At 66.8% G+C, this 24999-nt stretch carries 38 protein-coding genes; 1 reads left to right on the top strand and 37 read right to left on the bottom strand.

The window, feature by feature from the left end:
- Positions 1–21: 21 nt before the first annotated feature.
- On the bottom strand, positions 22–465 hold the full coding sequence (rplM, locus tag ABZ374_RS09830; protein WP_360308809.1) for a 50S ribosomal protein L13: 444 nt from the start codon (positions 463–465) through the stop codon (positions 22–24).
- Positions 466–823: 358 nt separating this feature from the next.
- On the opposite strand from rplM, the gene ABZ374_RS09825 reads away from it, so the two are divergent.
- On the top strand, positions 824–1879 hold the full coding sequence (locus tag ABZ374_RS09825; protein WP_360308806.1) for a hypothetical protein: 1056 nt from the start codon (positions 824–826) through the stop codon (positions 1877–1879).
- A 24-nt stretch (positions 1880–1903) separates the two neighbouring features.
- On the opposite strand, the gene truA is transcribed toward ABZ374_RS09825, so the two are convergent.
- The 36 genes from truA to fusA form a co-directional block, all read right to left on the bottom strand.
- Positions 1904–2746 (bottom strand): tRNA pseudouridine(38-40) synthase TruA, encoded by an 843-nt coding sequence (gene truA / locus ABZ374_RS09820; protein WP_360308803.1) that lies wholly within the window; start codon positions 2744–2746, stop codon positions 1904–1906.
- Positions 2747–2846: 100 nt separating this feature from the next.
- Complete coding sequence (gene rplQ / locus ABZ374_RS09815; protein WP_360308800.1) at positions 2847–3368, bottom strand: 50S ribosomal protein L17; 522 nt, start codon at positions 3366–3368, stop codon at positions 2847–2849.
- Between the two features lie 98 nt (positions 3369–3466).
- Positions 3467–4483 carry a DNA-directed RNA polymerase subunit alpha gene (locus ABZ374_RS09810; protein ID WP_020549209.1) on the bottom strand — a complete coding sequence of 339 codons (1017 nt, stop codon included), beginning with the start codon at positions 4481–4483 and terminating at the stop codon, positions 3467–3469.
- Positions 4484–4596: 113 nt separating this feature from the next.
- Positions 4597–5223 (bottom strand): 30S ribosomal protein S4, encoded by a 627-nt coding sequence (gene rpsD / locus ABZ374_RS09805; RefSeq protein ID WP_020549210.1) that lies wholly within the window; start codon positions 5221–5223, stop codon positions 4597–4599.
- Between the two features lie 28 nt (positions 5224–5251).
- Entirely contained in the window at positions 5252–5653 is a 402-nt protein-coding gene (gene rpsK / locus ABZ374_RS09800; RefSeq protein ID WP_020549211.1) for a 30S ribosomal protein S11, read from the bottom strand.
- Positions 5654–5720: 67 nt separating this feature from the next.
- Complete coding sequence (gene rpsM, locus ABZ374_RS09795; protein WP_360308795.1) at positions 5721–6101, bottom strand: 30S ribosomal protein S13; 381 nt, start codon at positions 6099–6101, stop codon at positions 5721–5723.
- Positions 6102–6283: 182 nt separating this feature from the next.
- Positions 6284–6397 carry a 50S ribosomal protein L36 gene (gene rpmJ / locus ABZ374_RS09790; RefSeq protein WP_009740505.1) on the bottom strand — a complete coding sequence of 38 codons (114 nt, stop codon included), beginning with the start codon at positions 6395–6397 and terminating at the stop codon, positions 6284–6286.
- Between the two features lie 116 nt (positions 6398–6513).
- A complete protein-coding gene (infA, locus tag ABZ374_RS09785) occupies positions 6514–6735 on the bottom strand; it encodes a translation initiation factor IF-1 (protein WP_018382544.1) in 222 nt (73 codons plus the stop codon).
- Positions 6736–6930: 195 nt separating this feature from the next.
- A complete protein-coding gene (locus ABZ374_RS09780; RefSeq protein ID WP_360308791.1) occupies positions 6931–7311 on the bottom strand; it encodes a DUF1707 domain-containing protein in 381 nt (126 codons plus the stop codon).
- A gap of 48 nt (positions 7312–7359) precedes the next feature.
- A complete protein-coding gene (locus ABZ374_RS09775; RefSeq protein WP_360308789.1) occupies positions 7360–7977 on the bottom strand; it encodes a DUF1707 domain-containing protein in 618 nt (205 codons plus the stop codon).
- A gap of 70 nt (positions 7978–8047) precedes the next feature.
- The gene (gene map, locus ABZ374_RS09770; RefSeq protein ID WP_360308786.1) at positions 8048–8815 is read right to left on the bottom strand and encodes a type I methionyl aminopeptidase; all 768 of its coding nucleotides are present in this window, start codon (positions 8813–8815) and stop codon (positions 8048–8050) included.
- A gap of 122 nt (positions 8816–8937) precedes the next feature.
- Positions 8938–9591, bottom strand: coding sequence for an adenylate kinase (locus ABZ374_RS09765; RefSeq protein ID WP_360308783.1), 654 nt, complete (start codon positions 9589–9591; stop codon positions 8938–8940).
- Positions 9592–10914 (bottom strand): preprotein translocase subunit SecY, encoded by a 1323-nt coding sequence (secY, locus tag ABZ374_RS09760; RefSeq protein ID WP_360308780.1) that lies wholly within the window; start codon positions 10912–10914, stop codon positions 9592–9594. It abuts the gene before it with no gap.
- A gap of 356 nt (positions 10915–11270) precedes the next feature.
- Complete coding sequence (gene rplO / locus ABZ374_RS09755) at positions 11271–11729, bottom strand: 50S ribosomal protein L15 (RefSeq protein ID WP_355533000.1); 459 nt, start codon at positions 11727–11729, stop codon at positions 11271–11273.
- Between the two features lies 1 nt (position 11730).
- A complete protein-coding gene (gene rpmD / locus ABZ374_RS09750; protein ID WP_020549219.1) occupies positions 11731–11913 on the bottom strand; it encodes a 50S ribosomal protein L30 in 183 nt (60 codons plus the stop codon).
- Positions 11913–12518 carry a 30S ribosomal protein S5 gene (gene rpsE, locus ABZ374_RS09745; protein WP_020549220.1) on the bottom strand — a complete coding sequence of 202 codons (606 nt, stop codon included), beginning with the start codon at positions 12516–12518 and terminating at the stop codon, positions 11913–11915. Before rpsE ends, rpmD begins: the two co-directional genes overlap by 1 nt.
- Positions 12519–12564: 46 nt before the next feature.
- Positions 12565–12948, bottom strand: coding sequence for a 50S ribosomal protein L18 (rplR, locus tag ABZ374_RS09740; protein ID WP_020549221.1), 384 nt, complete (start codon positions 12946–12948; stop codon positions 12565–12567).
- Between the two features lie 2 nt (positions 12949–12950).
- Entirely contained in the window at positions 12951–13490 is a 540-nt protein-coding gene (gene rplF / locus ABZ374_RS09735) for a 50S ribosomal protein L6 (protein WP_020549222.1), read from the bottom strand.
- An 18-nt stretch (positions 13491–13508) separates the two neighbouring features.
- Positions 13509–13907 carry a 30S ribosomal protein S8 gene (gene rpsH, locus ABZ374_RS09730; protein WP_020549223.1) on the bottom strand — a complete coding sequence of 133 codons (399 nt, stop codon included), beginning with the start codon at positions 13905–13907 and terminating at the stop codon, positions 13509–13511.
- 188 nt (positions 13908–14095) lie between these two features.
- Positions 14096–14281, bottom strand: a complete 186-nt coding sequence (locus tag ABZ374_RS09725) for a type Z 30S ribosomal protein S14 (RefSeq protein WP_161360669.1) — start codon at positions 14279–14281, stop codon at positions 14096–14098.
- Between the two features lie 44 nt (positions 14282–14325).
- Entirely contained in the window at positions 14326–14895 is a 570-nt protein-coding gene (gene rplE, locus ABZ374_RS09720) for a 50S ribosomal protein L5 (protein ID WP_020549225.1), read from the bottom strand.
- Positions 14895–15218 (bottom strand): 50S ribosomal protein L24, encoded by a 324-nt coding sequence (rplX, locus tag ABZ374_RS09715; RefSeq protein WP_355533077.1) that lies wholly within the window; start codon positions 15216–15218, stop codon positions 14895–14897. The genes rplE and rplX overlap by 1 nt, the downstream gene beginning before the upstream one ends.
- Before the next feature lie 15 nt (positions 15219–15233).
- On the bottom strand, positions 15234–15602 hold the full coding sequence (gene rplN, locus ABZ374_RS09710) for a 50S ribosomal protein L14 (protein ID WP_078975728.1): 369 nt from the start codon (positions 15600–15602) through the stop codon (positions 15234–15236).
- Positions 15603–15664: 62 nt separating this feature from the next.
- The gene (rpsQ, locus tag ABZ374_RS09705) at positions 15665–15946 is read right to left on the bottom strand and encodes a 30S ribosomal protein S17 (protein ID WP_355532996.1); all 282 of its coding nucleotides are present in this window, start codon (positions 15944–15946) and stop codon (positions 15665–15667) included.
- Complete coding sequence (rpmC, locus tag ABZ374_RS09700; protein ID WP_020549229.1) at positions 15943–16176, bottom strand: 50S ribosomal protein L29; 234 nt, start codon at positions 16174–16176, stop codon at positions 15943–15945. Before rpmC ends, rpsQ begins: the two co-directional genes overlap by 4 nt.
- Positions 16176–16595, bottom strand: a complete 420-nt coding sequence (gene rplP, locus ABZ374_RS09695) for a 50S ribosomal protein L16 (RefSeq protein WP_020549230.1) — start codon at positions 16593–16595, stop codon at positions 16176–16178. Before rplP ends, rpmC begins: the two co-directional genes overlap by 1 nt.
- Positions 16596–16600: 5 nt before the next feature.
- Positions 16601–17476 carry a 30S ribosomal protein S3 gene (gene rpsC, locus ABZ374_RS09690; protein ID WP_355532993.1) on the bottom strand — a complete coding sequence of 292 codons (876 nt, stop codon included), beginning with the start codon at positions 17474–17476 and terminating at the stop codon, positions 16601–16603.
- A complete protein-coding gene (rplV, locus tag ABZ374_RS09685) occupies positions 17476–17820 on the bottom strand; it encodes a 50S ribosomal protein L22 (protein ID WP_026217944.1) in 345 nt (114 codons plus the stop codon). Before rplV ends, rpsC begins: the two co-directional genes overlap by 1 nt.
- 43 nt (positions 17821–17863) lie before the next feature.
- On the bottom strand, positions 17864–18145 hold the full coding sequence (gene rpsS, locus ABZ374_RS09680) for a 30S ribosomal protein S19 (RefSeq protein WP_020549233.1): 282 nt from the start codon (positions 18143–18145) through the stop codon (positions 17864–17866).
- Positions 18146–18156: 11 nt separating this feature from the next.
- Complete coding sequence (gene rplB / locus ABZ374_RS09675) at positions 18157–18993, bottom strand: 50S ribosomal protein L2 (protein ID WP_355532991.1); 837 nt, start codon at positions 18991–18993, stop codon at positions 18157–18159.
- Between the two features lie 34 nt (positions 18994–19027).
- Positions 19028–19369: a 50S ribosomal protein L23 gene (rplW, locus tag ABZ374_RS09670; RefSeq protein WP_020549235.1), complete on the bottom strand. Its 342-nt coding sequence runs from the start codon at positions 19367–19369 to the stop codon at positions 19028–19030.
- Positions 19366–20043 (bottom strand): 50S ribosomal protein L4, encoded by a 678-nt coding sequence (gene rplD, locus ABZ374_RS09665; protein WP_360308905.1) that lies wholly within the window; start codon positions 20041–20043, stop codon positions 19366–19368. The genes rplW and rplD overlap by 4 nt, the downstream gene beginning before the upstream one ends.
- Before the next feature lie 5 nt (positions 20044–20048).
- Positions 20049–20693 (bottom strand): 50S ribosomal protein L3, encoded by a 645-nt coding sequence (rplC, locus tag ABZ374_RS09660; RefSeq protein ID WP_360308767.1) that lies wholly within the window; start codon positions 20691–20693, stop codon positions 20049–20051.
- Positions 20694–20706: 13 nt separating this feature from the next.
- Positions 20707–21015 carry a 30S ribosomal protein S10 gene (gene rpsJ, locus ABZ374_RS09655; RefSeq protein WP_020549238.1) on the bottom strand — a complete coding sequence of 103 codons (309 nt, stop codon included), beginning with the start codon at positions 21013–21015 and terminating at the stop codon, positions 20707–20709.
- A gap of 524 nt (positions 21016–21539) precedes the next feature.
- Positions 21540–22733 (bottom strand): elongation factor Tu, encoded by a 1194-nt coding sequence (gene tuf / locus ABZ374_RS09650; RefSeq protein ID WP_360308763.1) that lies wholly within the window; start codon positions 22731–22733, stop codon positions 21540–21542.
- A 129-nt stretch (positions 22734–22862) separates the two neighbouring features.
- Positions 22863–24992 (bottom strand): elongation factor G, encoded by a 2130-nt coding sequence (gene fusA / locus ABZ374_RS09645; RefSeq protein WP_360308760.1) that lies wholly within the window; start codon positions 24990–24992, stop codon positions 22863–22865.
- Positions 24993–24999: the final 7 nt, after the last annotated feature.

Genomic DNA, 24999 nt, shown 5'->3' with positions numbered 1-24999 from the left:
TTCGTCAGGCGGTGGCCGTGACTACTGCGCGACCTGGGTGATCTCGAACGGAACCGGCTGCTGCGCCGAGTGCGGGTGCTCGGAACCGCGGTACACCTTGAGCTTCGACAACATCTGCCGACCCAGGGTGTTCTTCGGGAGCATGCCCTTGATGGCCTTCTCCACGGCCTTCTCGGGGTTCTTGTCCAGCAGCTCGTCGTAGCGGACGGCGCGGAGGCCACCCGGGTAGCCGGAGTGGCGGTACGCCATCTTCTGGCTGCGCTTGTTGCCCGACAGGTGCACCTTGTCGGCGTTCACAATGATGACGAAATCGCCGGTGTCGACGTGCGGCGCGTACACCGGCTTGTGCTTACCCCGGAGCAGGGCAGCAGCCTGGGTGGACAGACGGCCGAGCACGACATCGGTCGCGTCGATGACGTGCCACTGACGCTGGACGTCGCCGGGCTTGGGGCTGTACGTGCGCACGGTCGATAGCCTTCGCTTCTTCGTGAGTGTGTGCTTACGGATGCCGACTTGGCTGTCCGGGAGATGATTCCGAACCGAATGCGGACTCCGGTGGCCGGCGGCCCGGCGTACCGACTCCACTCAAGCAAGCCAATACGCACAACGAACCGGCACAATACCGGGTCAAGGGGGTGCCGGTCAAAACGAGCAATGGGGCAATGATCTGCTCATGCCCCTCCCCAGCGTAAGCCATCGGCACGGGTGCTCCTACCATGCCACGCCGGCCGTCACCGGATCGGCGGATAGGTACGATGCGCCGAACGACTGGAGCGTCGGCGCATGGGGAGCCGGGGCGGGTCATTCCTTGCAGGGGGCGGGTATGTCGGGGGTCGGTACACCACCGGGAGACGACGGGCAGCAGCCGTGGAGCGTGCGCCCGGGTGGGCCCGGCACGCCCGGGCAGCCGCAGCACGCCTGGGACCCGTTCCCCTCGCACGCGCACGACCCGCACGGGCAACAACCGCACCAGGAGCCCGCGCAGCCCTTCGCGCAGTCTCGTCCCGTGCCCGAACAGCCAACGCAGCAACAGCAGTTCGCCGGTTCCGCCGGGCCCGACTGGGGCGCGCTGGCGGAACAGCGGGACTCCGCGGCCCGGCGCCGCCGACTGCTGTTCACCGTCGGCGGCACGGTGCTCGGCCTCGCGCTGGTCGGCGGCGTGGTCGCCGCGGCCATGGCGATGTCCGGCGGCGACGACAAGAAGAAGGCCGGACCCGGCTCCTCGTCCGGCCCCTCCGCCGAGTCCTTCGCGCCGGCCAAGCCGACCTTCCGGCCCGCCCCCACCGTCCCGCCGCCGCCTCCGGCCCAGGCGGTGCTCGCCGACCCGACCCTGGACAACGCGCCGTTCACGGTCGAATCGTTGTTCCCCAATTCGAAGTTCACCGTCAACGGGCGGCAGTACTCGGTGGTCGCGAGCAAGCTGGACAGCACCTGTTCGGACGCCACCGACGCCAAGCTCGGCCCGGCCGCGCGCAACCAGCAGTGCACCCAGCTCATCCGGCTCGCGGTGGTCGGCCCGGACGGCATCGTCTCCACCGCCGCGGTCGCCTCGTTCCCGTCCGCGGACAAGGCGAGCGCGATCAAGAACGGCAAGGACGGCGGCGAACTCCTGCCGCTGGCGGGCCCCGGCGTCAAGGTGTTGGACACCAAGAAGCAAAAGCACGGCAAGCTGCGCAACTCGGTCGGCCGCTACGCGTTGTTCACCCTGGACTGGTACGCCAACGGCAAGGACCCGGTGGGCGACGACAAGCCGATGGCCCAGGCCCAGGACGACGTGGACAAGTTCCTGTGGAACTCGCTCACCGCGCGCGGCGAGGCCAGGTCCAAGCAGATCGACGAGGAGAACCGGCGCAAGGCCCTGGAACAGATCCAGGGTTGACCCGGCCCCGGTCGCGACACCGACTCAGCTTCCGTCGCGCCGCCGCCGGGTCGCGGTGACCCGATCGGCGAGCAGTTCGTCCGCCGGGTAGGCCACCTCCTCCAGGGTGAGCCCGTGCGCGGGCGCGACGTGCACGCCCGAGTCGCGCACCGCGCGCCCGAGCACCTCCAGCGGCCAGTCCACCGGCTTGCGCCCGGTACCCACCGCCAGCATCGCGCCGACCAGCGAACGCACCATGTTGTGGCAGAACGCGTCCGCCCGCACGGTGGCCACGATCACCGGCCGAAACGCCGGACCCAGATCGGCCCCGCTCGGCCTCTCGCGCGCCCAGGAGAAGTCCTGGAGGCAGCGCACCGTCGTGGCCCCCTCGCGCCGGCGGCAGAACGACGCGAAGTCGTGCTCGCCCAACAACCGCTGCGCCGCCGCGTTCATCCGGGTCTCGTCCAGCGGCCGGTCGTGCCACACCACGCTGCCCCGCCGCAGCGGATCCACTCCGCCCGGCGCGTCGCACACCCGGTACGCGTAGCGCCGCCAGATCGCGCCGAACCGCGCGTCGAAGCCCTCGGGCGCCACGGTGATGTCCCGCACCCGCAGATCGCGCGGCAGCGCCCCGGTGACCCGACGCAGGGCCACCTCGCCCATCGCGGCCCAGACGTCGTCGGGCACGTCGAGATGGGCCACCTGGCCCCGCGCGTGCACCCCCGCGTCGGTCCGGCCGGCCACGGTGAGCTGGGCCGGCTCGGCCAGCCGCAGCACGGTGGTCAGGGCGCTCTCCAGCGTGCCCTGCACGGTGCGCAACTCGCGCTGGCGGGCCCAGCCCGCGAACTCGGTGCCGTCGTACGACAGATCGATGCGCAAGCGCACCACCTCAACCACCTCCGGGCATGGCGCGAGCCCGTCCCCCGTACGAATACGGGGAACGGGCTCGCACTGTGATTCAGAACGCGTGGAGCATGCGACGAGACCGTCAGGCCTTGTCGGCGTCCTTGCTCTCCTCGGCCTGCTCGGCCTCGGCGGCGGGCGCCTCCTCGGTCTCGACGACCTTCGTCGTCTCGACCTTGGCGGTCTCCTGCTCCTTGACCGAGCGCTTCGTGGCGGCCTCGGCCTCGCCGACCGCGGTCTGCGCCACGGTCAGCGCCTCGACCAGCTCGATGACCGCCATGGGCGCGTTGTCGCCCTTGCGGTTGCCGATCTTGGTGATGCGCGTGTAACCGCCCGGGCGGTTCTCGTACCGGGGAGCGATCTCCTCGAACAGCGAGTGCACGACGCTCTTGTCACGAACGATCGTGAGCACCTGGCGACGGTTGTGCAGGTCGCCCTTCTTCGCCTTGGTGATCAGCCGCTCGGCGACGGGACGCAGCCGACGCGCCTTGGCCTCGGTCGTGGTGATCCGACCGTGCTCGAACAGCGCCGTCGCGAGACCGGCCAGGATCAGCCGCTCGTGGGACGGGCCGCCGCCGAGGCGCGGACCCTTGGTGGGCCTGGGCATGTTTTCTCCTAGATATTCCTGCGCCGGCCGTGTCAGGTACCGGCGTCAGTCCACCCGGGCCGGTCGGCCCGGGTGGTGGCAACGCCTTGCGGCGAAGCTCAGTACTGCTCGGTCTCCGCGAAGCCGTGGTCGTCCTCGTCGCCGAAGCTGTCCGCGGCGGCGGTCGGGTCGAACCCGGGCGGGCTGTCCTTGAGGGCCAGGCCCATCCCGTTGAGCTTCGCCTTGACCTCGTCGATGGACTTCGCACCGAAGTTGCGGATGTCCAACAGGTCGGCCTCGCTGCGCGCGACCAGTTCACCCACGGTGTGGATGCCCTCGCGCTTGAGGCAGTTGTAGGAGCGGACCGTGAGCTCGAGCTCCTCGATCGGCAGCGCCAGATCGGCCGCGAGCGCGGCGTCGGTCGGCGACGGGCCCATGTCGATGCCCTCGGCGTCGATGTTCAGCTCGCGCGCGAGACCGAACAGCTCGACCAGCGTCTTGCCCGCGGAGGCCATCGCGTCACGCGGACGCATGGACTGCTTGGTCTCGACGTCGACGATCAGCTTGTCGAAGTCCGTGCGCTGCTCGACACGGGTGGCCTCGACCTTGTACGTGACCTTGAGCACCGGCGAGTAGATCGAGTCGACCGGCACGCGGCCGATCTCCTGGCCCGCCTGCTTGTTCTGCACCGCGGAGACGTAGCCGCGACCGCGCTCGACGGTCAGCTCCATCTCCAGCTTGCCCTTGGCGTTCAGCGTCGCCAGGACCAGGTCGGGGTTGTGCACCTCGACCCCGGCCGGCGGCGCGATGTCGCCGGCGGTGACCACACCCGGACCCTGCTTGCGCAGGTACATCACGACCGGCTCGTCGTGCTCCGAGGAGACGACGAGCTGCTTGATGTTCAGGATGAGGTCGGTGACGTCCTCCTTGACGCCCGGCACGGTGGTGAACTCGTGCAGGACACCGTCGATCCGGATGCTGGTGACAGCCGCGCCCGGGATCGAGGAGAGGAGCGTACGACGGAGCGAGTTGCCGAGCGTGTAGCCGAAGCCCGGCTCGAGGGGCTCGATGACGAACCGCGAACGGTATTCGTCGACGACGTCCTCGGTAAGGGTGGGCCGCTGAGCGATAAGCATGTGGATGCCTCCTGATCATGGCGCCCGCTATTTGACGCCAGTGGAAACAAGGATACGGGCGGACCGACGCCGAGTTGAAAACCCGGCTCGATCCGCCCGATCCCGTTGAGCTGCTACTTGGAGTAGAGCTCGACGATGAGCTGCTCCTGCACCTGCGTGTCGATGACCTGACGCGCGGGGAGGGAGTGCACGAGGATGCGCATCTTGCCCGGGATGACCTCGAGCCAGGCCGGGACGGTGCGCTCGCCGGCCTCGGCGCGAGCGACCACGAACGGGGTCAGCTCGACCGAGTCCTTGCGGACCTCGATGATGTCGTTGTCGGAGACCCGGAACGACGGGATGTCCGTCTTGACGCCGTTGACCACGATGTGACCGTGGCGAACGAGCTGACGGGCGTGGTCACGCGACTTGGCGAAGCCCGCGCGGTAGACCACGTTGTCCAGGCGCGACTCGAGGATGCGAAGCAGGTTCTCGCCGGTCTTGCCCTGGCGACGGTTCGCTTCCTCGTAGTAGCCCTTGAACTGCTTCTCGAGCACACCGTAGATGCGCGCGCACTTCTGCTTCTCGCGCATCTGCAGCAGGTACTCGCTGTCCTTGGTACGGCCACGACCGTGCTCGCCCGGCGGGTAAGGCCGAATCTCGATCGGGCACTTCGGGCCCTCGCACTTGCTGCCCTTGAGGAACAGCTTCATCTTCTCGCGACGGCAGCGCTTGCAGTCCGCGCCGGTGTAACGCGCCATTGTTCTTTAACTCCTAGTCAGCTGCTGGTCAGACGCGGCGGCGCTTGGGGGGGCGGCAGCCGTTGTGCGGCACGGGGGTGACGTCCTGAATGGAGCCGACCTCCAGGCCGGTGGCCTGCAGCGAACGAATGGCGGTCTCACGACCGGAACCCGGGCCCTTGACGAAAACGTCGACCTTGCGCATGCCGTGCTCCTGGGCACGACGCGCGGCGGACTCGGCGGCCATCTGCGCGGCGAAGGGGGTCGACTTGCGCGAACCCTTGAAGCCGACGTGGCCCGCGGAGGCCCACGAGATCACGTTGCCGCTGGGGTCCGTGATCGACACGATGGTGTTGTTGAACGTGCTCTTGATGTGGGCGTGCCCGTGAGCGACGTTCTTCTTTTCCTTGCGGCGCACCTTCTTGGCGCCCGCGCGGCTCTTGGGAGGCATCTGCTGGAAACTCCTGAGGTCGTCGGTCCGCTACGAATTGAGGACCGCGTGATCCGTCGTACGCGGACTACTTCTTGCCCGGCTTCTTCTTGCCGGCGATCGCGCGACGCGGGCCCTTGCGGGTACGCGCGTTGGTGTGGGTGCGCTGACCGCGGACGGGAAGACCGCGACGGTGACGCAGACCTTCGTAGCAACCGATCTCGACCTTGCGGCGGATGTCGGCGGCGACTTCGCGGCGGAGGTCACCCTCGACGCGGTAGTTCGCCTCGATCCAGTCGCGAAGCTTGATCAGGTCGTCCTCGGCGAGATCGCGGACGCGGGTGTCAGGGTTGACACCGGTGTTCTTCAGCGTGTCCAGCGCACGAGTGCGCCCGACGCCGAAGATGTAGGTCAGAGCGACCTCGACCCGCTTCTCACGGGGGAGGTCGACGCCGACGAGGCGTGCCATATGTGTGGCTCCTGGTTTAGTCGGAGGTCTGGCCCAGCACCGGTCCGGTACACCTGCTGGAGATGTCCTCGGTCCTCGGCCTCCGGCCGAGGGTGGCGTCCCGCACGAGGCGGGGGTCGGGTGCTGCGGCTCTTACGTGGTGCGTCGCGCGTCGATCGCTCGTTGTGCGAGGGGGGTGCTGCTCAGCCCTGGCGCTGCTTGTGGCGCAGGTTCTCGCAGATCACCATGACCCGGCCGTGACGGCGGATCACCTTGCACTTGTCGCAGATCTTCTTGACGCTCGGCTTGACCTTCATGATTTCTCCGGTACGTGTGACGAAGGCGTGCGGGCACGCCGCCGTCGCCGAGTCGGTTATCGGTTTGCGTCCAAGCCCCACGCGTCACGCACGGCGTGGGCGGGGCTGGGGCTCGCCTACTTGTAGCGGTAGACGATCCGGCCGCGGGTCAGGTCGTACGGGCTCAACTCGACGACGACCCGGTCGTCCGGAAGAATTCGGATGTAGTGCATCCGCATCTTCCCACTGATGTGCGCGAGGACTTTGTGCCCGTTCTGAAGCTCCACGCGAAACATGGCGTTGGGGAGCGACTCGATGACGGTGCCCTCGATTTCGATGGCCCCTTGCTTCTTGGGCATGTCCTCCGCGCTTCGTATCTCGGGATCAGCTACCGTTACCCGGCCACATGACGAAGCTCAAATTTTTGGCGCCCAGATGACGGGCGCGCCAAACCTGGCTACATGTGAGCCGACGAGTCAGTCTAAGGCACTCGGTCGGTGAAAGCGAAACCGGGCCCGGAACCGCAGGTTCCGTTCCCGCCGGGGCGGACGGATCTACCTCACGAAGTAGACCAGCGCCCAGATCAGCACACCGAGTGACATCACGACCAACCAGACCTTGTTCAACGTCGCGTTGGAAACCCGCGGACGCCGCTCCTTCGCCGGCCCATAGGCACCGGCTCGCGAAGGCGCGTCGACATGTCGGTGGTACTCCTGCGGCGGCGTCGCACCCGCCGCGTCGTCCCGATCCTCGCGGCCCGGCAACTGCGCCGAAACCGCGTCGAGCTCCCCCACCGTACCGGCTCGGCGGACCGCGTCCAGGCGCGCCCGGTATTCGGACAGCGCCAGACGGCCGGAAGCGAGGTGTTCACGCAGCTCGGCGGTCACACGTTCGCGGTCCGCAGGGGTCGCGGGGGCGTTCGGATCACGGTCCATACCACGAGCGTAGGCCCTGTTCGGGCACCCGGGCAGCGCGGCGCCCGGTCATCCGGACGAGGGCTGCCCGTGTCGCCGCAGGCACATCTGGATCGAGCCCAACACCGCCGCGGCCGGACCGTAGACCCACACCGGCCAGAAGTACACGACGCCGGTGCCTGCCACCGCGACCAGGAGCCAGATCACCACGTTCAACGCGGTGATCGCGTTCAGCGTGGTCCAGGCCGCCCGCAGGACCCGCGCCCCGGTGGCCCACCCGTCCCGCTCCCTCGGCTCCTGCGGCACCGGGTCCACGTCCCGGTACCTCCGGGCCGCGACCGGCGGCGGGGGCGGTACGGCGGCGAGCCACGTCGGCGCCGCCGGCGCGGGCATCCCGAGCGCCGACGACTCCGGCGCGACCGGCCGAGCCGGCGCGGCCCGGGTGCGCGCCGCCTCGTAGGCCATCCGCGCGCGGATCACCTCGACGTCCGCCTCCAGATGTTCGGGCGGCGGCAGATCGGCGATCAGCCGGGCCAGATCCCCCAGCGTGACCGCCCCGAAGGCGGCCCCCATACGTTCGTTGAACTCTGCGAGCGTCAGCCGTCCGACCGCATGGTGGTCGCGCAGAAGCGTCACCGCCGCTTCACGGTCGACGTCGGATGCCCGCATGGTCGGATGCCTCACCATGCCTTCGACACTAGGCAGGCGCCCCGGCCGCGTACATGGTGCCAGCCCCACCATCGACGGGGGTCTGGCCTCAGGGTCGGGTCAGCACCACGGGCCCGTTCTCGGTGATCGCGATCGAGTGCTCCCAGTGCGCCGCGTGGCCGCCCGCCGTGGTCTTGACCGTCCACTCGTCCGGCAGCGTGTACGTGTCCGGCTTGCCCAGCGTGACCATCGGCTCGATCGCCAGGCACACGCCGACCTCCAGGCGCGGACCCCGGCCGCCGGGGCCGTAGTTGAGCACGTGCGGGTCCTGGTGCATCTCGGTACCGATGCCGTGGCCGCCGTAGTCCTCGACGATGCCGTACTTGGCACCGCCGGGCAGCGGGTTGGACCGGATCGACTTCTCCACCGCGTGGCTGATGTCGGTCAGCCGACCGCCGGCCACCGCGGCCTCGATGCCCGCCCACATCGACTGCTCGCACACCCGGCTCAGTTCGAGCACCTCGGGCCGCACCGTGCCGATCGGCACGGTGATCGCCGAGTCGCCGTGCCAGCCGTCCAGGATCGCACCGCAGTCGATCGAGATGATGTCCCCGTCGCGCAACGGCGTCTCGTCCGGGATCCCGTGCACCACCACGTCGTTGACCGACGCGCAGATCGACGCCGGGAAGCCGTGATAGCCCTTGAACGAGGGGATCGCACCCGCCGCCCGGATCGACCGCTCGGCGATCGTGTCCAGATCGGCCGTGGTCACCCCGGGCTTCGCCGCCTCGCGCAGCAGCTCCAGCGTGTTCGCCACCACGGCCCCGGCCCGACGCATCTTCTCGATCTGCTCGGGCGTCTTGCGCTCGATTCGCATGTGGCGCTTCCTGAACACCGGCATGGCCGTCCTCGTCTGTGTATCGCCTGGAAAGCACGATGGGCGATCCGGGGTTTCCCCGGATCGCCCATGTGTGATGTCTGTCGCGGTCGACGCCCGGATCAGGCGCCGAACTCCCGAAGCGCGGTCATCGCGCGCCCGGTGACCTCCTTGACCGGACCCGTCGCCTGGATCGGCAGCAGGAGGTTGCGCTCGGAGTAATAGCCGACCAAGGGTTCGGTCTGCTCCTTGTACACGTCCAGGCGGTGCCGGACGGTCTCCTCGCGGTCGTCGTCACGCTGGTACAACTCGCTGCCGCACTCGTCGCAGACGCCCGGCACCTTCGGCGGGTCGGTCAGGATGTGGCAGACGTGCCCACTGGCCCGGCACTGCCGGCGGCCGGAGATGCGCTGAATGATCTCCGAGTCGTCGACCTTGAGTTCGAGCACCACGTCGAGCTCGGTGTCGTTCTCGGCGAGGATCTCGTCGAGCACCTTGGCCTGAGCGGTGTTGCGCGGGAACCCGTCGAGGAGGAAACCGGCGGCGACGTCCGGCTGCGCGAGGCGCTCCCGGACCATGCCTATGGTCACCTCGTCGGGTACGAGGTTGCCCGCGTCCATGTAGGTCTTCGCCTCGCGGCCGAGCGGGGTGCCCTGACTCACGTTGGCGCGGAAGATGTCACCGGTCGAGACGGCGGGAATCGACAGGTTGGCGGCGATGTACTGGGCCTGGGTTCCCTTACCCGCGCCGGGAGGCCCCACGAGAACGATACGCATTTAGCGGAGGAAGCCTTCGTAGTTGCGCTGCTGGAGCTGACTCTCGATCTGCTTCACGGTTTCCAGACCCACTCCCACGATGATCAGGATGCTCGTGCCGCCGAACGGGAAGTTCTGGTTGGCGTTGAAGAGCACGAGCGCGATGCTGGGTACCAGCGCGATCATGCCCAGGTACAACGATCCGGGCCACGTGATCCTGGTGAGGATGTAGTTCAGGTATTCCGCAGTCGGTCTGCCGGCGCGGATCCCCGGAATGAAGCCACCATACTTCTTCATGTTGTCGGCTACTTCTTCGGGGTTGAACGTGATGGCCACGTAGAAGAACGCGAAGAAGACGATCAGCAAGAAGTACGTGATCATGTACAGCGGGTGGTCGCCCTTGACGAAGTGGCGTTCGATCCACACCGCCCAGTCCGATTTCCCACCGCTGAACTGGGCGATCAGGGCCGGGATGTACAGCAGCGACGAGGCGAAGATGACGGGGATGATGCCCGCCTGGTTCACCTTGAGCGGGATGTAGGTCGAGGTCCCGCCGTAGGCGCGACGCCCGATCATGCGCTTGGCGTACTGCACCGGGATCCGGCGCTGCGCCTGTTCCACGAAGACCACCAGGCCGACCATCACGAGGCCGATGGCGATGACGGTGAAGAACGGCACCCAGCCGCCGCCGATGGTGCCCTGCTCCTTGATGGTCCACAGCGCGGCCGGGAAACCGGCGGCGACCGAGACGAACATCAGGATCGACATGCCGTTGCCGATGCCGCGGTCGGTGATCAGCTCACCCAGCCACATGATCGTGGAGGTACCGGCGGTCATCACCGCGACCATGACGATCACCCGGAAGAGCGAGTCGTCCGGCACGATGCCCTGCGGGTCGCAGGTCTGGCTGCGGGCGCTGGAGAACAGCGCGCCGCTGCGGGCGGTGGCGATCAGCGCGGTCGACTGCAGAATCGACAGCGCGATGGTCAGGTACCGGGTGTACTGGGTGATCTTCGCGGTGCCGGACTGGCCCTCCTTCTTGAGGGCCTCCAGCCTCGGGATCACCACGGTCAGAAGCTGCAGGATGATGCTCGCCGTGATGTACGGCATGATCCCCAGCGCGAAGATCGTGAGTTGCAGCAGCGCACCGCCGCTGAACATGTTCACGAGTCCGAACAGGCTGTTCCGGTTGGAGTCCTCTACGCAAGAGCGCACCATCTCGAACGAGACGCCCGGCACCGGGATATGCGACCCGATCCGAAAGAGGACGATGATCGCCAACGTGAACAGCAGCTTCTTGCGCAGGTCGGGCGTGCGGAACGCCCTGGCGAACGCGGTGAGCACACTGCCTCCTGCGCCCCGCCCGTCTTAGGGGCGAGTCGATCGAGTCGTCGGTCCGGTAGGACCACTGGTCAGGTCCCGCACAGGGAACCTCACGGACAATAACAGCGCCGACGGCCCGGAAGTATCGCCCCGGTCCGACGTTCCTGCGACATGACACAACACACGGTAAAAACAGAGCAAGTCATGTGAGAGAGCGGTGCAATGAATCCGCCCCCACGACACAGCAAACCACAGGGGCGCCACCACCTTACCGGCGTGGCGCCCCTGCGCTATAGCCCTCAACGACGTCAAGGCCCGTTCGGTACCGATCCGAACGGGCCATGACGGTCAAACGATCAATCCGGTACGCGCGAGCGTCAGACCGACAGTTCGTCGGCCGAGCCACCCGCGGCGGCAATCTTGGTCTTCGCCGAGCCGGAGAAGGCGTGCACCTTCACCTGGACGGCAACCGAGATCTCGCCGGTGCCCAGGATCTTGACGGGCAGGTTCTTGCGAACCGCGCCCTTCTCGATCAGACCCTCGACGGTGACTTCGCCACCGTTGGGGTACAGGGACTCGATCTTGTCCAGGTTCACGACCTGGAACTCGACCCGGAACGGGTTCTTGAAGCCCTTGAGCTTGGGCAGCCGCATGTGCAGCGGCATCTGCCCACCCTCGAAACGGGCCGGAACCTGGTAACGAGCCTTCGTGCCCTTGGTGCCACGACCGGCGGTCTTACCCTTGGAGCCCTCGCCACGACCCACGCGGGTCTTGGCGGTCTTGGCGCCCGGGGCGGGCCGCAGGTGGTGCACCTTCAGCGGGTTGTCAGCACCCATGTCAGTCGACCTCCTCGACGGTGACGAGGTGCGACACCGTCGCGATCATGCCGCGGATCTCCGGGCGGTCTTCCTTGACGACCACGTCGTGGACGCGCTTGAGACCGAGCGAACGGAGAGTGTCCCGCTGGTTCTGCCTGCCACCGATCTTCGATCGGGTCTGCGTGACCTTGAGACGTGCCATTACGCACCAACCCCCGCGCGGGCCCGCAGAAGCGCGGCCGGGGCCACGTCCTCCAGAGGCAGGCCACGACGAGCCGCGATCTCCTCGGGGCGAACGAGCCCCTGGAGCGCCGCGACGGTCGCGTGCACGATGTTGATCGGGTTCGACGAACCGAGCGACTTGCTCAGCACGTCGTGGATGCCGGCGCACTCGAGCACGGCGCGCACGGGGCCACCGGCGATGACGCCGGTACCCGGCGAAGCCGGCTTCAGGAGCACGACGCCGGCAGCCTTCTCACCCTGGATCGGGTGCGGGATGGTGCCCTGGATACGGGGGACCTTGAAGAAGTGCTTCTTGGCCTCTTCAACACCCTTGGCGATCGCGGCCGGCACCTCCTTGGCCTTGCCGTAACCGACACCTACGGTGCCATCGCCATCGCCGACCACGACCAGCGCGGTGAAGCTGAAGCGACGACCACCCTTCACGACCTTGGCGACGCGATTGATCGCGACCACGCGCTCGACGTAAGCGGTCTTCTCGGCGGCTGCGCCACCATCACGTCGATCCCGCCGGTCCCGCCGCTCGCCGCCGCCGGCGCCGCCACCGCGGCGCTGGGGTCCAGCCATCAGAATGTCCTCACATCTGTCGTTCGAAGCTTGTCCCGGAGCGGGCTCAGAAGGTCAGCCCGTTACCGCGTGCGGCATCCGCGAGAGCGGCGATCCGGCCGTGGTACTTGTTGCCACCACGGTCGAACACGACGGCCTCGACACCGGCAGCCTTCGCACGCTCGGCGACCAATTCGCCGACCTTGCGAGCCTGGGCGGTCTTGTCGCCCTCGCCACCACGGATGGACGGGTCCATCGTGGAGGCCGAAGCGAGAGTGTGGCCGGCGATGTCGTCGATAACCTGCGCCACCATGTGACGGGTGGAGCGGCTCACGACGAGACGGGGCCGCAGCGGGGTGCCGGAAACCTTCTTCCGCACCCGGATGTGCCGGCGCTTGCGTGCGACAGACTTCTTCGCAACGCCCTTGCCGGTCTTCACGCCGACAGCCATGCCTACTTACCAGCCTTTCCGACCTTGCGGCGGATGACCTCGCCGGCGTACTTGACGCCCTTGGCCTTGTACGGGTCGGGCTTACGCAGCTTGCGAATGTTCGCCGCGATCTCACCGACCTTCTGCTTGTCGATGCCCTCGACCGAGAAACGGGTCGGGGCCTCGACCACGAAGGTGATGCCCTCCGGGGCCTCGACGACGACGGGGTGGCTGAATCCGAGCGCGAACTCCAGCGAGGAGCCCTTCGCCTGGACGCGGTAACCGACGCCGCTGATCTCAAGCTTCTTGATGTATCCCTGGGTCACACCAGTGATCATGTTCGCCACCAGCGTCCGGGACAGCCCGTGCAGGGCCTTCGAGCGACGCTCGTCGTCGGGACGGGTCACCGCGAGGGTGCCGTCGTCCGACTTCGCGATCTCGATCGGGGCGGCGATGGTGTGCGACAGGGAACCCTTGGGGCCCTTCACGACAACCTCGCGGCCATTGATGGTGACGTCCACACCGGTGGGAACCGGGATGGGGAGACGTCCGATGCGCGACATTGCTCTCCTTCCCTTCCCTTACCAGACGAAGGCGAGGACTTCCCCGCCCACGCCCTTCTTGGCCGCCTGCTTGTCGGTGAGGAGACCGGTCGACGTCGAGATAATCGCGACGCCGAGGCCACCGAGCACCTTCGGCAGGTTCGTGGACTTTGCGTACACCCGCAGACCGGGCTTCGACACACGGCGGACGCCGGCGATCGAGCGCTCGCGGTTCGGGCCGTACTTGAGGACGACGGTGAGCTTCTTGCCCACCTCCGCGTCCTCGACGCGCCAGCCCTGGATGTAACCCTCCTGCTGGAGGATCTCCGCGATGTGCGACTTGATCTTGCTGAACGGCATCACGACGTCGTCGTGATAAGCCGAGTTGGCGTTCCGCAGACGAGTCAACATGTCTGCGATGGGGTCGGTCATGGTCATGACGGCCTCAAGGCCTTTCTCGCCGTGGTTTCCCGGCGTGCGATCCCTCGCCCCGCCGCCCTCCCGAGGGAGAGCGGCGAGGCGACGACTGCGGTGCGGGACCTACGACGTCGTTACTGTTCTCGTTCGTCCCCACGGGACGATCGATTTGCGGGTGCCGCGTCGGTCGCCGAGGCGACCGTCGCGAACTACCAGCTGCTCTTGGTGACGCCCGGCAGCTCGCCGGCGTGCGCCATCATGCGCAGGCACACGCGGCACAGGCCGAACTTGCGGTACACCGAGTGAGGACGGCCACAGCGCTGGCAGCGCGTGTAGCCACGAACCTCGAACTTCGGCTTGCGGGCGGCCTTTGCGATCAGGGCCTTCTTCGCCACGTCTCAGTCTCCTTGTTGCGTTCCTCAGTCGGCGAGCCGACTGCTCACGCTTCCTTGAACGGGAAGCCGAGGAGACGCAGCAGAGCGCGGCCCTCGTCGTCGTTCTTGGCGCTGGTCACCACAGTGATGTCCATGCCGCGAACGCGGTCGATCTTGTCCTGGTCGATCTCGTGGAACATCGACTGCTCCGTGAGACCGAAGGTGTAGTTGCCGCGGCCGTCGAACTGCTTCGGCGAGAGGCCGCGGAAGTCGCGGATACGCGGCAGAGCGATCGACAGCAGACGGTCGAGGAACTCCCACATGCGGTCGCCGCGCAGTGTAACGTGCGCGCCGATCGGCTGACCTTCACGCAGCTTGAACTGCGCGATGGACTTGCGGGCCTTCGTGACCTGGGGCTTCTGGCCGGTGATGGCCATCAGGTCCTTGATCGCGCCGTCGATCAGCTTCGAGTCGCGGGCGGCGTCGCCCACACCCATGTTGACCACGATCTTGGTGACGCCCGGAACCTGCATGACGTTCTCGAACGAGAACTCCTCACGCAGCTTGCCGAGGATCTCCTCGCGGTAACGCTGCTTCAGACGCGGCAGTTCGCGCGCCTCAGTGGTGACCGTCATCAGATGTCCTCACCGGTCCGCTTGGCGTACCGGATCTTGTTGCCCTCGTCATCGAACCGGAAGCCGGTCCGCGTCGGGACCTTCTTTCCGTCCTTCTCCACCACCAGCATCACGTTGCTGACGTGGATGGAGGCTTCCTGGGTGATGATGCCACCGGTCTTGGCACCCTTGGCGGACTGACCCACCTTGGTGTGCTTCTTGATCCGGTTGACGCCCTCGACCAGGACGCGCTCCTTCGGCGGGAAGGCCGCGATGACCTTGCCCTGCTTGCCCTTGTCCTTGCCCGTGATGACCTGTACCAGGTCACCCTTCTTGATCTTCATCGCCTTCGCCATTGGTTAGAGCACCTCCGGCGCGAGCGAGATGATCTTCATGAACTTCTTCTCACGAAGCTCACGGCCGACCGGACCGAAAATACGGGTGCCTCGGGGTTCGCCATCGTTCTTCAGGACAACGGCGGCGTTCTCGTCGAAGCGGATGTAGGAGCCGTCGACACGCCGGCGCTCCTTGACCGTCCGCACGACGACTGCCTTGATGACGTCGCCCTTCTTCACGTTGCCACCGGGGATCGCGTCCTTGACGGTGGCAACGATGACGTCCCCGATGCCCGCGTAGCGCCGGCCGGAGCCACCGAGCACACGGATGCAGAGAATCTCCTTCGCACCCGTGTTGTCGGCGACTCGCAGTCGCGACTCCTGCTGGATCACGTCTAACTCCTGATCGTCACGTCGCGGTCACGACCCACGGTTGGTGGGGCGACCGGCGCTCGCTACTTGGCCTTTTCGAGGATCTCGACGATGCGCCAGCGCTTGCTGGCGGACAGCGGCCGAGTCTCCATGAGGACGACACGGTCACCGACGCCACAGGCGTTCTGCTCGTCGTGAGCCTTCAGCTTGTTCGTGCGGCGGATGACCTTGCCGTACATCGGGTGCTTCACGCGGTCCTCGACGGCGACGACGACGGTCTTGTCCATCTTGTCGCTGACGACGAGGCCCTCACGGGTCTTGCGGAATCCCCGGGTTGCTTCAGTCATCTCAGTCTTCTCGCTCACGCCGCGCCTCCGGTCTCCTGCACGTCGATGCCCAGCTCGCGCTCGCGCATCAGCGTGTAGATCCGGGCGATGTCCTTACGGACAGCCTTGAGCCGCCCGTGATTCTCGAGCTGCCCGGTCGCCGCCTGGAAACGGAGGTTGAACAGCTCCTCCTTGGCTTCGCGGAGCTTGGCGACGATTTCCTCGTCACCGAGTTCGCGGAGCTCGGACGCCTTGGTAACGGCCGCCATCACGCCTCACCAGCCTCGCGCCGGACGATCCGGCACTTCATCGGCAGCTTGTGCACGGCGCGGGTAAGCGCCTCACGAGCCACCTTCTCGTTCGGGTACGACAGTTCGAACATCACCCGACCGGGCTTGACGTTCGCGACCCACCACTCGGGCGAGCCCTTACCGGAACCCATGCGGGTCTCGGCAGGCTTCTTGGTCAGCGGACGGTCGGGGTAGATGTTGATCCACACCTTGCCACCACGGCGAATGTGCCGGGTGATGGCAATACGAGCGGACTCGATCTGACGGTTGGTCACGTACGCCTGGCCCAGGGCCTGGATGCCGTACTCGCCGAACGCCAGTTCCGTACCGCCCTTGGCGCGGCCACCACGCTTGGGGTGGTGCTGCTTGCGGTGCTTGACCCTGCGGGGGATCAGCATCGGGGTCAGGCCTCCGATCCGGATTCGGGCGCCGAGTTCACAGCCTCGGCCGCCGGCGCGGAGCCGGTGTCCGAGGAACCGGTGGCCTGCGCGTCGTTCTGCTGCGGACGTCCGCCGCGGCCACCACGGCCACCGCGCTCGCCGCCACGACCGCCGCCGCCACCCTCGCCACCACGACGGGGACGCTCGGGAGCGCCGCCGCGGGCGGGACGGTTGCTGGCACGAGCCGCAGCGTTCTCGGCGCGAACCTCGGCGATGTTCTTCACGTCGCCCTTGTAGATCCACACCTTCACACCGATGCGACCGAACGTCGTACGGGCCTCGAAGAAGCCGTAGTCGACGTTGGCGCGCAGCGTGTGCAGCGGCACGCGACCCTCACGGTAGAACTCCGAGCGGGACATTTCGGCCCCACCCAGACGACCACCGCACTGGATCTTGATGCCCTTGGCCCCGGCCTTCATGGAGCTCTGCATCGCCTTGCGCATCGCGCGGCGGAAGGACACGCGGCTCGAGAGCTGCTCGGCCACACCCTGCGCCACAAGCTGAGCGTCCACCTCGGGGTTCTTGACCTCGAGGATGTTGAGCTGAACCTGCTTGCCGGTGAGCTTCTCGAGCTCACCGCGGATGCGGTCGGCCTCCGCACCACGACGGCCGATGACGATGCCCGGCCGGGCGGTGTGGATGTCGACGCGGACGCGCTCACGGGTGCGCTCGATCTCGACCTTCGAGATCCCGGCGCGCTCCATGCCCTTCGTCATCATCTGACGAATCTTGACGTCCTCGCCGACGTAGTCCTTGTAAAGCTTGTCGGCGTACCACCGGGACTTGAAGTCCGTGGTGATGCCGAGACGGAACCCGTGCGGGTTAACCTTCTGGCCCACTAGCGGGTCCTCTCCTTCTCGGCGACAACCACGGTGATGTGGCTGGTGCGCTTGCGGATGCGGTACGCCCGGCCCTGTGCCCGCGGACGGAAACGCTTGAGGGTCGGACCCTCGTCCACGTAGGCGGCGGACACGTACAGGATGTTCGTGTCCAAGTTGTGGTTGTGACCGGCGTTGGCAATGGCGCTGTCCAGCACCTTGCCGACCGGCTCACTCGCGGCCTGCGGAGCGAATCGCAGGACCGCCTGGGCCTCCGCGGCGTTCATGCCACGGATGAGGTCCACCACACGGCGGGCCTTCATGGGCGTGACGCGGATGTACCGCGCCTGAGCCCTGGCTTCCATCGACGTCCCCTTGCTCATCTCGATATCCATGCGATTCGCCGCGTCAGCGACGACGCGACTTCCGGTCGTCCTTCTCGTGACCGCGGAAGGTCCGAGTCGGCGCGAACTCGCCGAGCTTGTGGCCGACCATCGACTCGGTCACGAACACCGGGACGTGCTTACGGCCGTCGTGCACCGCGATCGTGTGGCCCAACATCGCCGGGACGATCATCGAGCGACGGGACCAGGTCTTGATGACGTTCTTGGTTCCCTTGTCGTTCTGTACGTCCACCTTCTTGATGAGGTGGCCGTCGACGAAGGGTCCCTTCTTGAGACTGCGCGGCATCGAGACTGCTCCTAGCGCTTCTTGTTCGTCTTGCGGCGGCGGATGATGAGCTTGTCGCTGGCCTTCTTCGGCCGGCGAGTACGACCCTCGGGCTTACCCCAGGGGCTCACCGGGTGGCGACCACCAGAGGTCTTACCCTCACCACCACCGTGCGGGTGGTCGATGGGGTTCATCGCCACACCGCGGACGGTCGGGCGCTTGCCCTTCCAGCGCATGCGACCGGCCTTGCCCCAGTTGATGTTCGACTGCTCGGCATTGCCGATCTCGCCGATCGTCGCCCGGCAGCGCACGTCCACCAGGCGAATTTCGCCCGAGGGCATGCGGAGGGTCGCGTGAGCGCCCTCCTTCGCCAGCAGCTGCACGCTGACACCCGCGGAACGGGCGATCTTCGCGCCGCCACCGGGCCGAAGCTCGATGGCGTGGATGACCGTACCGACCGGGATGTTCCGGAGCGGCATGTTGTTGCCCGGCTTGATGTCGGCGCCCGGACCGTTCTCGATCCGGTCGCCCTGCTTCAGCTTGTTCGGGCACAGGATGTAGCGCTTCTCGCCGTCCGCGTAGTGCAGAAGAGCGATGCGCGCGGTGCGGTTCGGGTCGTACTCGATGTGAGCGACCTTCGCCGGAACGCCGTCCTTGTCGTTGCGCCGGAAGTCGATCAGTCGGTACGCGCGCTTGTGTCCGCCACCCTGGTGGCGAGCAGTCACACGGCCGTGGTTGTTACGACCACCCTTGCTGTGCAGAGGGCGGACCAGCGACTTCTCCGGCTCGGACCGCGTGATCTCGACGAAGTCGGCGACGCTGGCGCCACGACGGCCCGGCGTCGTCGGCTTGTACTTGCGGATGCCCATGGCTTCTCTTAGTCCTCGTCCGTATCAGCGGCCGTCAGCCGACGGGTCCACCGAAGATGTCGATCCGCTCGCCCTCTGCAAGGGTGACGATCGCGCGCTTCGTGTCCTTGCGCTTGCCGAAACCGGTCTTGGTGCGCTTGCGCTTACCGACGCGGTTGATCGTGTTGACGCTCTCGACCTTGACCCCGAAGACCGCGATGACGGCCTGCTTGATCTGAGTCTTGTTGGCGTCGGGGTGCACGATGAACGTGTACTTGTTCTCGTCGATGAGCCCGTAGCTCTTCTCCGAGATCACCGGCTTCAGCAGCACGTCGCGCGGGTCGGTGTAGGTCTTGCTGGTGACCTTCGTCGTGCTCTCGACGGTGTCGGTGCTCACGCGTGGCTCCCTTCGAGCTCGTCGGAGCTCGCGACCGCCGAGGCGGCCTGGGCCGGTCCGGCGATGAAGCGCTCCAGAGCGGCCTTCGTGAAGACCACGTCGTCGGAGACGAGCACGTCGTAGGTGTTCAGCTGCCCGACCTCGAGCAAGTGCACCTGCGGAAGGTTGCGGGCGCTCAGCCAGGCAGTGGTGTCGGACTTCTCGACGACCAGGAGCACGTGCTTGCGCTCACTGATCTTGCCGAGCAGCGTCTTCGCCGCCTTGACCGACGGCTTGTCGCCCTCGATCAGCGCGGAAACGCAGTGGATGCGCTCGTGACGCGCCCGGTCGGAGAGGGCACCGCGCAGGGCGGACGCCTTCATCTTCTTCGGGGTCCGCTGCTCGTAGTCACGCGGCACGGGACCGTGCACGACGCCACCACCGGCGAACTGCGGCGCGCGGGTCGAGCCCTGACGGGCGCGACCGGTGCCCTTCTGGCGGTACGGCTTGCGCCCACCACCGCGGACCTCGCCACGAGTCTTGGTCTTGTGCGTGCCCTGACGAGCCGCGGCGAGCTGCGCCACGACGACCTGGTGGATCGTCGGGATGCTCACCTGGACGTCGAACAGCCCCGCGGGGAGCTCGATCGTCCCGGACTTCTCGCCGGCGGGCGAAAGAACGTCAATGCTGGTCATGAAATTCACACACCCTTCGCAGCAGTGCGCACCAGAACCAGGCCGCCGTTGGGACCGGGGACCGCGCCCTTGATCAGGAGCAGGCCCTTCTCCGCGTCCACAGCGTGCACGGTCAGGTTCTGGGTGGAGACGCGCTCGTTACCCATGCGGCCTGCCATGCGCACGCCCTTGAACACACGACCCGGGGTGGCGCAGCCACCGATCGAGCCGGGCGAGCGGTGCTTGCGCTGCGTACCGTGCGAGCTGCCGAGACCCTTGAAGCCGTGTCGCTTCATGACACCGGCCGTGCCCTTGCCCTTCGAGGTGCCCATGACGTCGACCTTCTGGCCGGCCTCGAACACCTCGGCGGTGATCTCCTGCGCCAGCGTGTACTCGCCGGCGTCGGAGGTGCGGAGCTCGATCAGGTGGCGACGCGGGGTCACCCCGGCCTTGGCGAAGTGGCCGGCGAGCGGCTTGTTCACCTTGCGCGGGTCGATCGCGCCGAACGCGATCTGGACGGCCGAGTAGCCGTCGACCTCGGCGTTGCGGACCTGGGTCACGACGCAGGGCCCGGCCTCGACCACAGTCACTGGAACGACGCGGTTGTTCTCGTCCCAGACCTGGGTCATGCCGAGCTTCTTGCCCAGAATGCCCTTCATCTGCTTCGTCATCGTCGGTGCGTCCTCAGAGCTTGATCTCGATGTCGACGCCGGCCGGCAGGTCGAGACGCATAAGCGAGTCGACCGTCTTCGGCGTGGGGTCGAGGATGTCGATGAGCCGCTTGTGAGTGCGCATCTCGAAGTGCTCGCGCGAGTCCTTGTACTTGTGCGGCGAGCGGATGACGCAGTACACGTTCTTCTCGGTCGGCAGCGGCACCGGTCCCGCAACCTGCGCACCAGTACGCGTCACCGTCTCGACGATCTTCTTCGCCGAACTGTCGATGACCTCGTGGTCGTAGGCCTTGAGCCTGATGCGGATCTTCTGTCCCGCCATGGCTGCTTCGAATTCCTTCTCTCGTACCGCTGCGGATCACCCCCGCTGACACGGGGAGAAGACTTGGGCTGAAAACCCGTTGGGGTTTCCCTTCCCCGCCGACCCCCGCGGTCGGGCGTGTCGCTCTGTTGCTCACAAGCACCCCTTGGAAACCCTTACGGGCGGCCTGGGGGCCTGGGCAACGTACTCTCGGCGTCACCTTCGCTGCGGCAAGCGAAAGGACGACACGAGGTCGCTAAGCGACGACGCCGGCTGCATGGGTGGCAGGACAGAAGTCCACCGATTGCTCGGAGTCAACTGGGCCGGCGCCCGATCCCGTCTGTGCGACAGGCACGGCGCAGCCCGTTGTCTATCCGAGCAACTTGGCTAGTATGCCCCACGAATGGCGGGCTTGGCCAATCGAGCGGCTCTCCCAGGTTTGAGGGAGCCACCGAGCAGTGGATATCCGGTCCCACCTTGGGGGTGGAATCGATCCGGACAAAGCCCCGCCCGCCGACCCAGGTGGACCGGCGGGCGGGATTTCATCACTTCTTGATCTTGACGACCTGGCCGGCGCCCACGGTGCGGCCACCCTCGCGGATGGCGAAACGCAGGCCCTCTTCCATGGCGATCGGCTGGATCAGCGCGACGTCCATGCCGGTGTTGTCACCCGGCATGACCATCTCGGTGCCCTCGGGGAGGGTCACCACGCCGGTCACGTCCGTCGTACGGAAGTAGAACTGCGGCCGGTAGTTGTTGAAGAAGGGGGTGTGACGGCCACCCTCGTCCTTCGACAGGATGTAGACCTGGGCCTCGAAGTCGGTGTGCGGCGTGACCGAACCCGGCTTGATGATGACCTGGCCGCGCTCGACGTCCTCGCGCTTGATGCCGCGGAGGAGCAGACCGACGTTCTCGCCCGCCTGGCCCTCGTCGAGCAGCTTGCGGAACATCTCGATGCCGGTGACCGTGGTGGTGGTCTTCTCCAGCTTGATACCGATGATGTCGACGGTCTCGTTGACCTTGACGATGCCACGCTCGATGCGGCCGGTGACGACGGTGCCACGACCGGTGATCGTGAAGACGTCCTCGACGGGCATCAGGAACGGCATGTCGGTGTCACGCGGCGGCGTCGGGATCGACTCGTCGACGGCGGCCATGAGACCGAGAAGCTTCTCGCCCCACTCCTTGTCGCCCTCGAGCGCCTTGAGCGCCGAGACCCGCACGACCGGAAGGTCGTCGCCCGGGAACTCGTACTCCGAGAGGAGCTCGCGCACCTCGAGCTCGACGAGCTCCAGGATCTCCTCGTCGTCCACCATGTCGGCCTTGTTCAGCGCGACCACGATGTACGGAACGCCGACCTGGCGGGCCAGGAGCACGTGCTCCTTGGTCTGCGGCATCGGGCCGTCGGTGGCGGCGACCACGAGGATCGCGCCGTCCATCTGCGCGGCACCGGTGATCATGTTCTTGATGTAGTCGGCGTGCCCGGGGCAGTCGACGTGCGCGTAGTGACGGTTCTCCGTCTGGTACTCGACGTGCGCGATCGAGATCGTGATACCGCGCTGCCGCTCCTCCGGCGCCTTGTCGATCTGGTCGAACGGCGTGAAGGGGTTCAGGTCCGGGTACGCGTCGTGCAGCACCTTGGTAATCGCCGCGGTCAGCGTCGTCTTACCGTGGTCGATGTGACCAATGGTGCCGATGTTGACGTGCGGCTTAGTCCGCTCGAACTTAGCCTTCGCCACTGGGGTCCTCCTGTGGACTGGTTCTTTACGCCGTACGACGTCGGGTATCGGGGGTGAGCCGGGGCGGGGGCACCGGAGTCCTGTGGACTCCGGGTCCCCCTGGTATCGCTGGTGCCGCGGTGGCGGTGATCACTCGCCGCGCGACTTGGCGATGATCTCCTCGGCGACGTTCCTCGGAACCTCGGCGTAGGAGTCGAACTGCATGGAGTAGCTCGCGCGACCCGAGGTCTTGCTGCGGAGGTCGCCGACATAGCCGAACATCTCCGACAGCGGGACCAAGGCCTTGACGACGCGCGCACCAAAGCGCTCGTCCATGGCCTGGATCTGGCCGCGACGCGAGTTGAGGTCGCCGATCACATCGCCCATGTAGTCCTCGGGCGTGGTGACCTCGACGGCCATCATCGGCTCCAGAAGAGCCGGACTGGCCTGCCGAGCCGCTTCCTTGAACGCCTGCGAACCGGCGATCTTGAACGCGAGTTCGGACGAGTCGACCTCGTGGTAGCCACCGTCGATCAGCGTCAGACGCACGCCGACCATCGGGTAGCCGGCGAGAACGCCGTACTGCATGGCCTCCTGCGCACCCGCGTCCACCGAGGGGATGTACTCCCTGGGGATACGGCCACCGGTGACCTTGTTGACGAACTCGTACGCGTCACCCTCGAGCGGCTCGAGCGCGATCTGCACCTTGGCGAACTGACCGGTACCACCGGTCTGCTTCTTGTGCGTGTAGTCCACGCGCTCGACGACCTTGCGGATCGTCTCGCGGTAGGCCACCTGCGGCTTGCCGACGTTGGCCTCGACACCGAACTCACGGCGCATCCGGTCGACCAGCACCTCGAGGTGCAGCTCGCCCATGCCACCGATGATGGTCTGGCCGGTCTCCTCGTCGGTGTGCACCTGGAACGAGGGGTCCTCGGCCGCGAGGGACTGGATGGCGACACCCAGCTTCTCCTGCGCACCCTTGGACTTCGGCTCGATCGCGACCTGGATGACCGGAGCCGGGAAGGTCATCGACTCCAGGATCACCGGGTTCGCCGGGTCGCAGAGCGTCTCACCGGTGGTGGTGTCCTTGAGACCCATCACGGCGATGATGTCGCCCGCGCCGACCGACGGGATCTCCTCACGCTTGTTCGCGTGCATCCGGTAGATCTTGCCGATGCGCTCCTTCTTGCCCTTGACCGAGTTCAGCACGAAGCTGCCGGCTTCCAGGACACCCGAGTAGACCCGGACGAAGGTGAGCTTCCCGAGGTGCGGGTCGCGCATGATCTTGAACGCGAGACCGGCGAAGGGCTCGGCGTCGCTCGGCTGGCGAACGATGGACTTCTCGGCGTCGTTGACGTCGTGGCCCTCGATGCCCGAGATGTCGAGCGGCGACGGCAGGTAACGAACGACCGCGTCGAGCAGGGGCTGAACGCCCTTGTTCTTGAACGCGGTACCGCAGAACACCGGGGTGAACGTCGGCTTGTCCTTGTTGTCACCCAGCGTCGAGGCGATGGTGGCGCGACGGATCGCGGCCATGAGCTGCTCCGTGGTGGGCTCGGTGCCCTCCAGGTACAGCTCCATCATCTCGTCGTCGAATTCGGCGATCGTCTCGAGCAGCTTGCCGCGGTACTCGGCGGCGGCCTCGGTGTGCGTGGCGGGGATGTCGACGACGTCGTACATCTCGCCCTTGGCAGCCTCGGCCGACCAGACCAGAGCCTTCATGGCGACCAGGTCGACTACGCCCTGGAAGTCCATCTCGGTGCCGATCGGAAGCTGCATGACCAGCGGAACCGCGCCCAGTCGCTCGTCGATCATGTCGACACAGCGGTGGAACTCGGCGCCGGTGCGGTCGAGCTTGTTCACGAAGCAGATGCGCGGCACGCCGTACCGGTCGGCCTGACGCCAAACGGTCTCGGACTGCGGCTCCACGCCGGCGACACCGTCGAAGACGGTGACGGCGCCGTCGAGCACGCGCAGCGAACGCTCCACCTCGACGGTGAAGTCGACGTGGCCAGGGGTGTCGATGATGTTGATCGTGTGATCGACGTCTTCGAGCGTCCAGTGACAGGTCGTCGCGGCAGACGTGATGGTGATGCCGCGCTCCTGCTCCTGTTCCATCCAGTCCATGGTGGCAGCGCCCTCATGAACCTCACCGATTTTGTAGTTGACGCCTGTGTAGAACAGGATCCGCTCGGTGGTGGTGGTCTTGCCCGCGTCGATGTGGGCCATGATGCCGATGTTTCGGACCTTGGCCAGATCAAGAGCAGTGGTAGCCATCGTGGCT

Origin of the sequence: Embleya sp. NPDC005971 (genome assembly GCF_040629175.1) — a bacterium.
In the GTDB taxonomy this organism is placed as follows: Bacteria; Actinomycetota; Actinomycetes; order Streptomycetales; family Streptomycetaceae; genus Embleya.
This window is presented reverse-complemented; position numbering and strand designations above follow the sequence as displayed.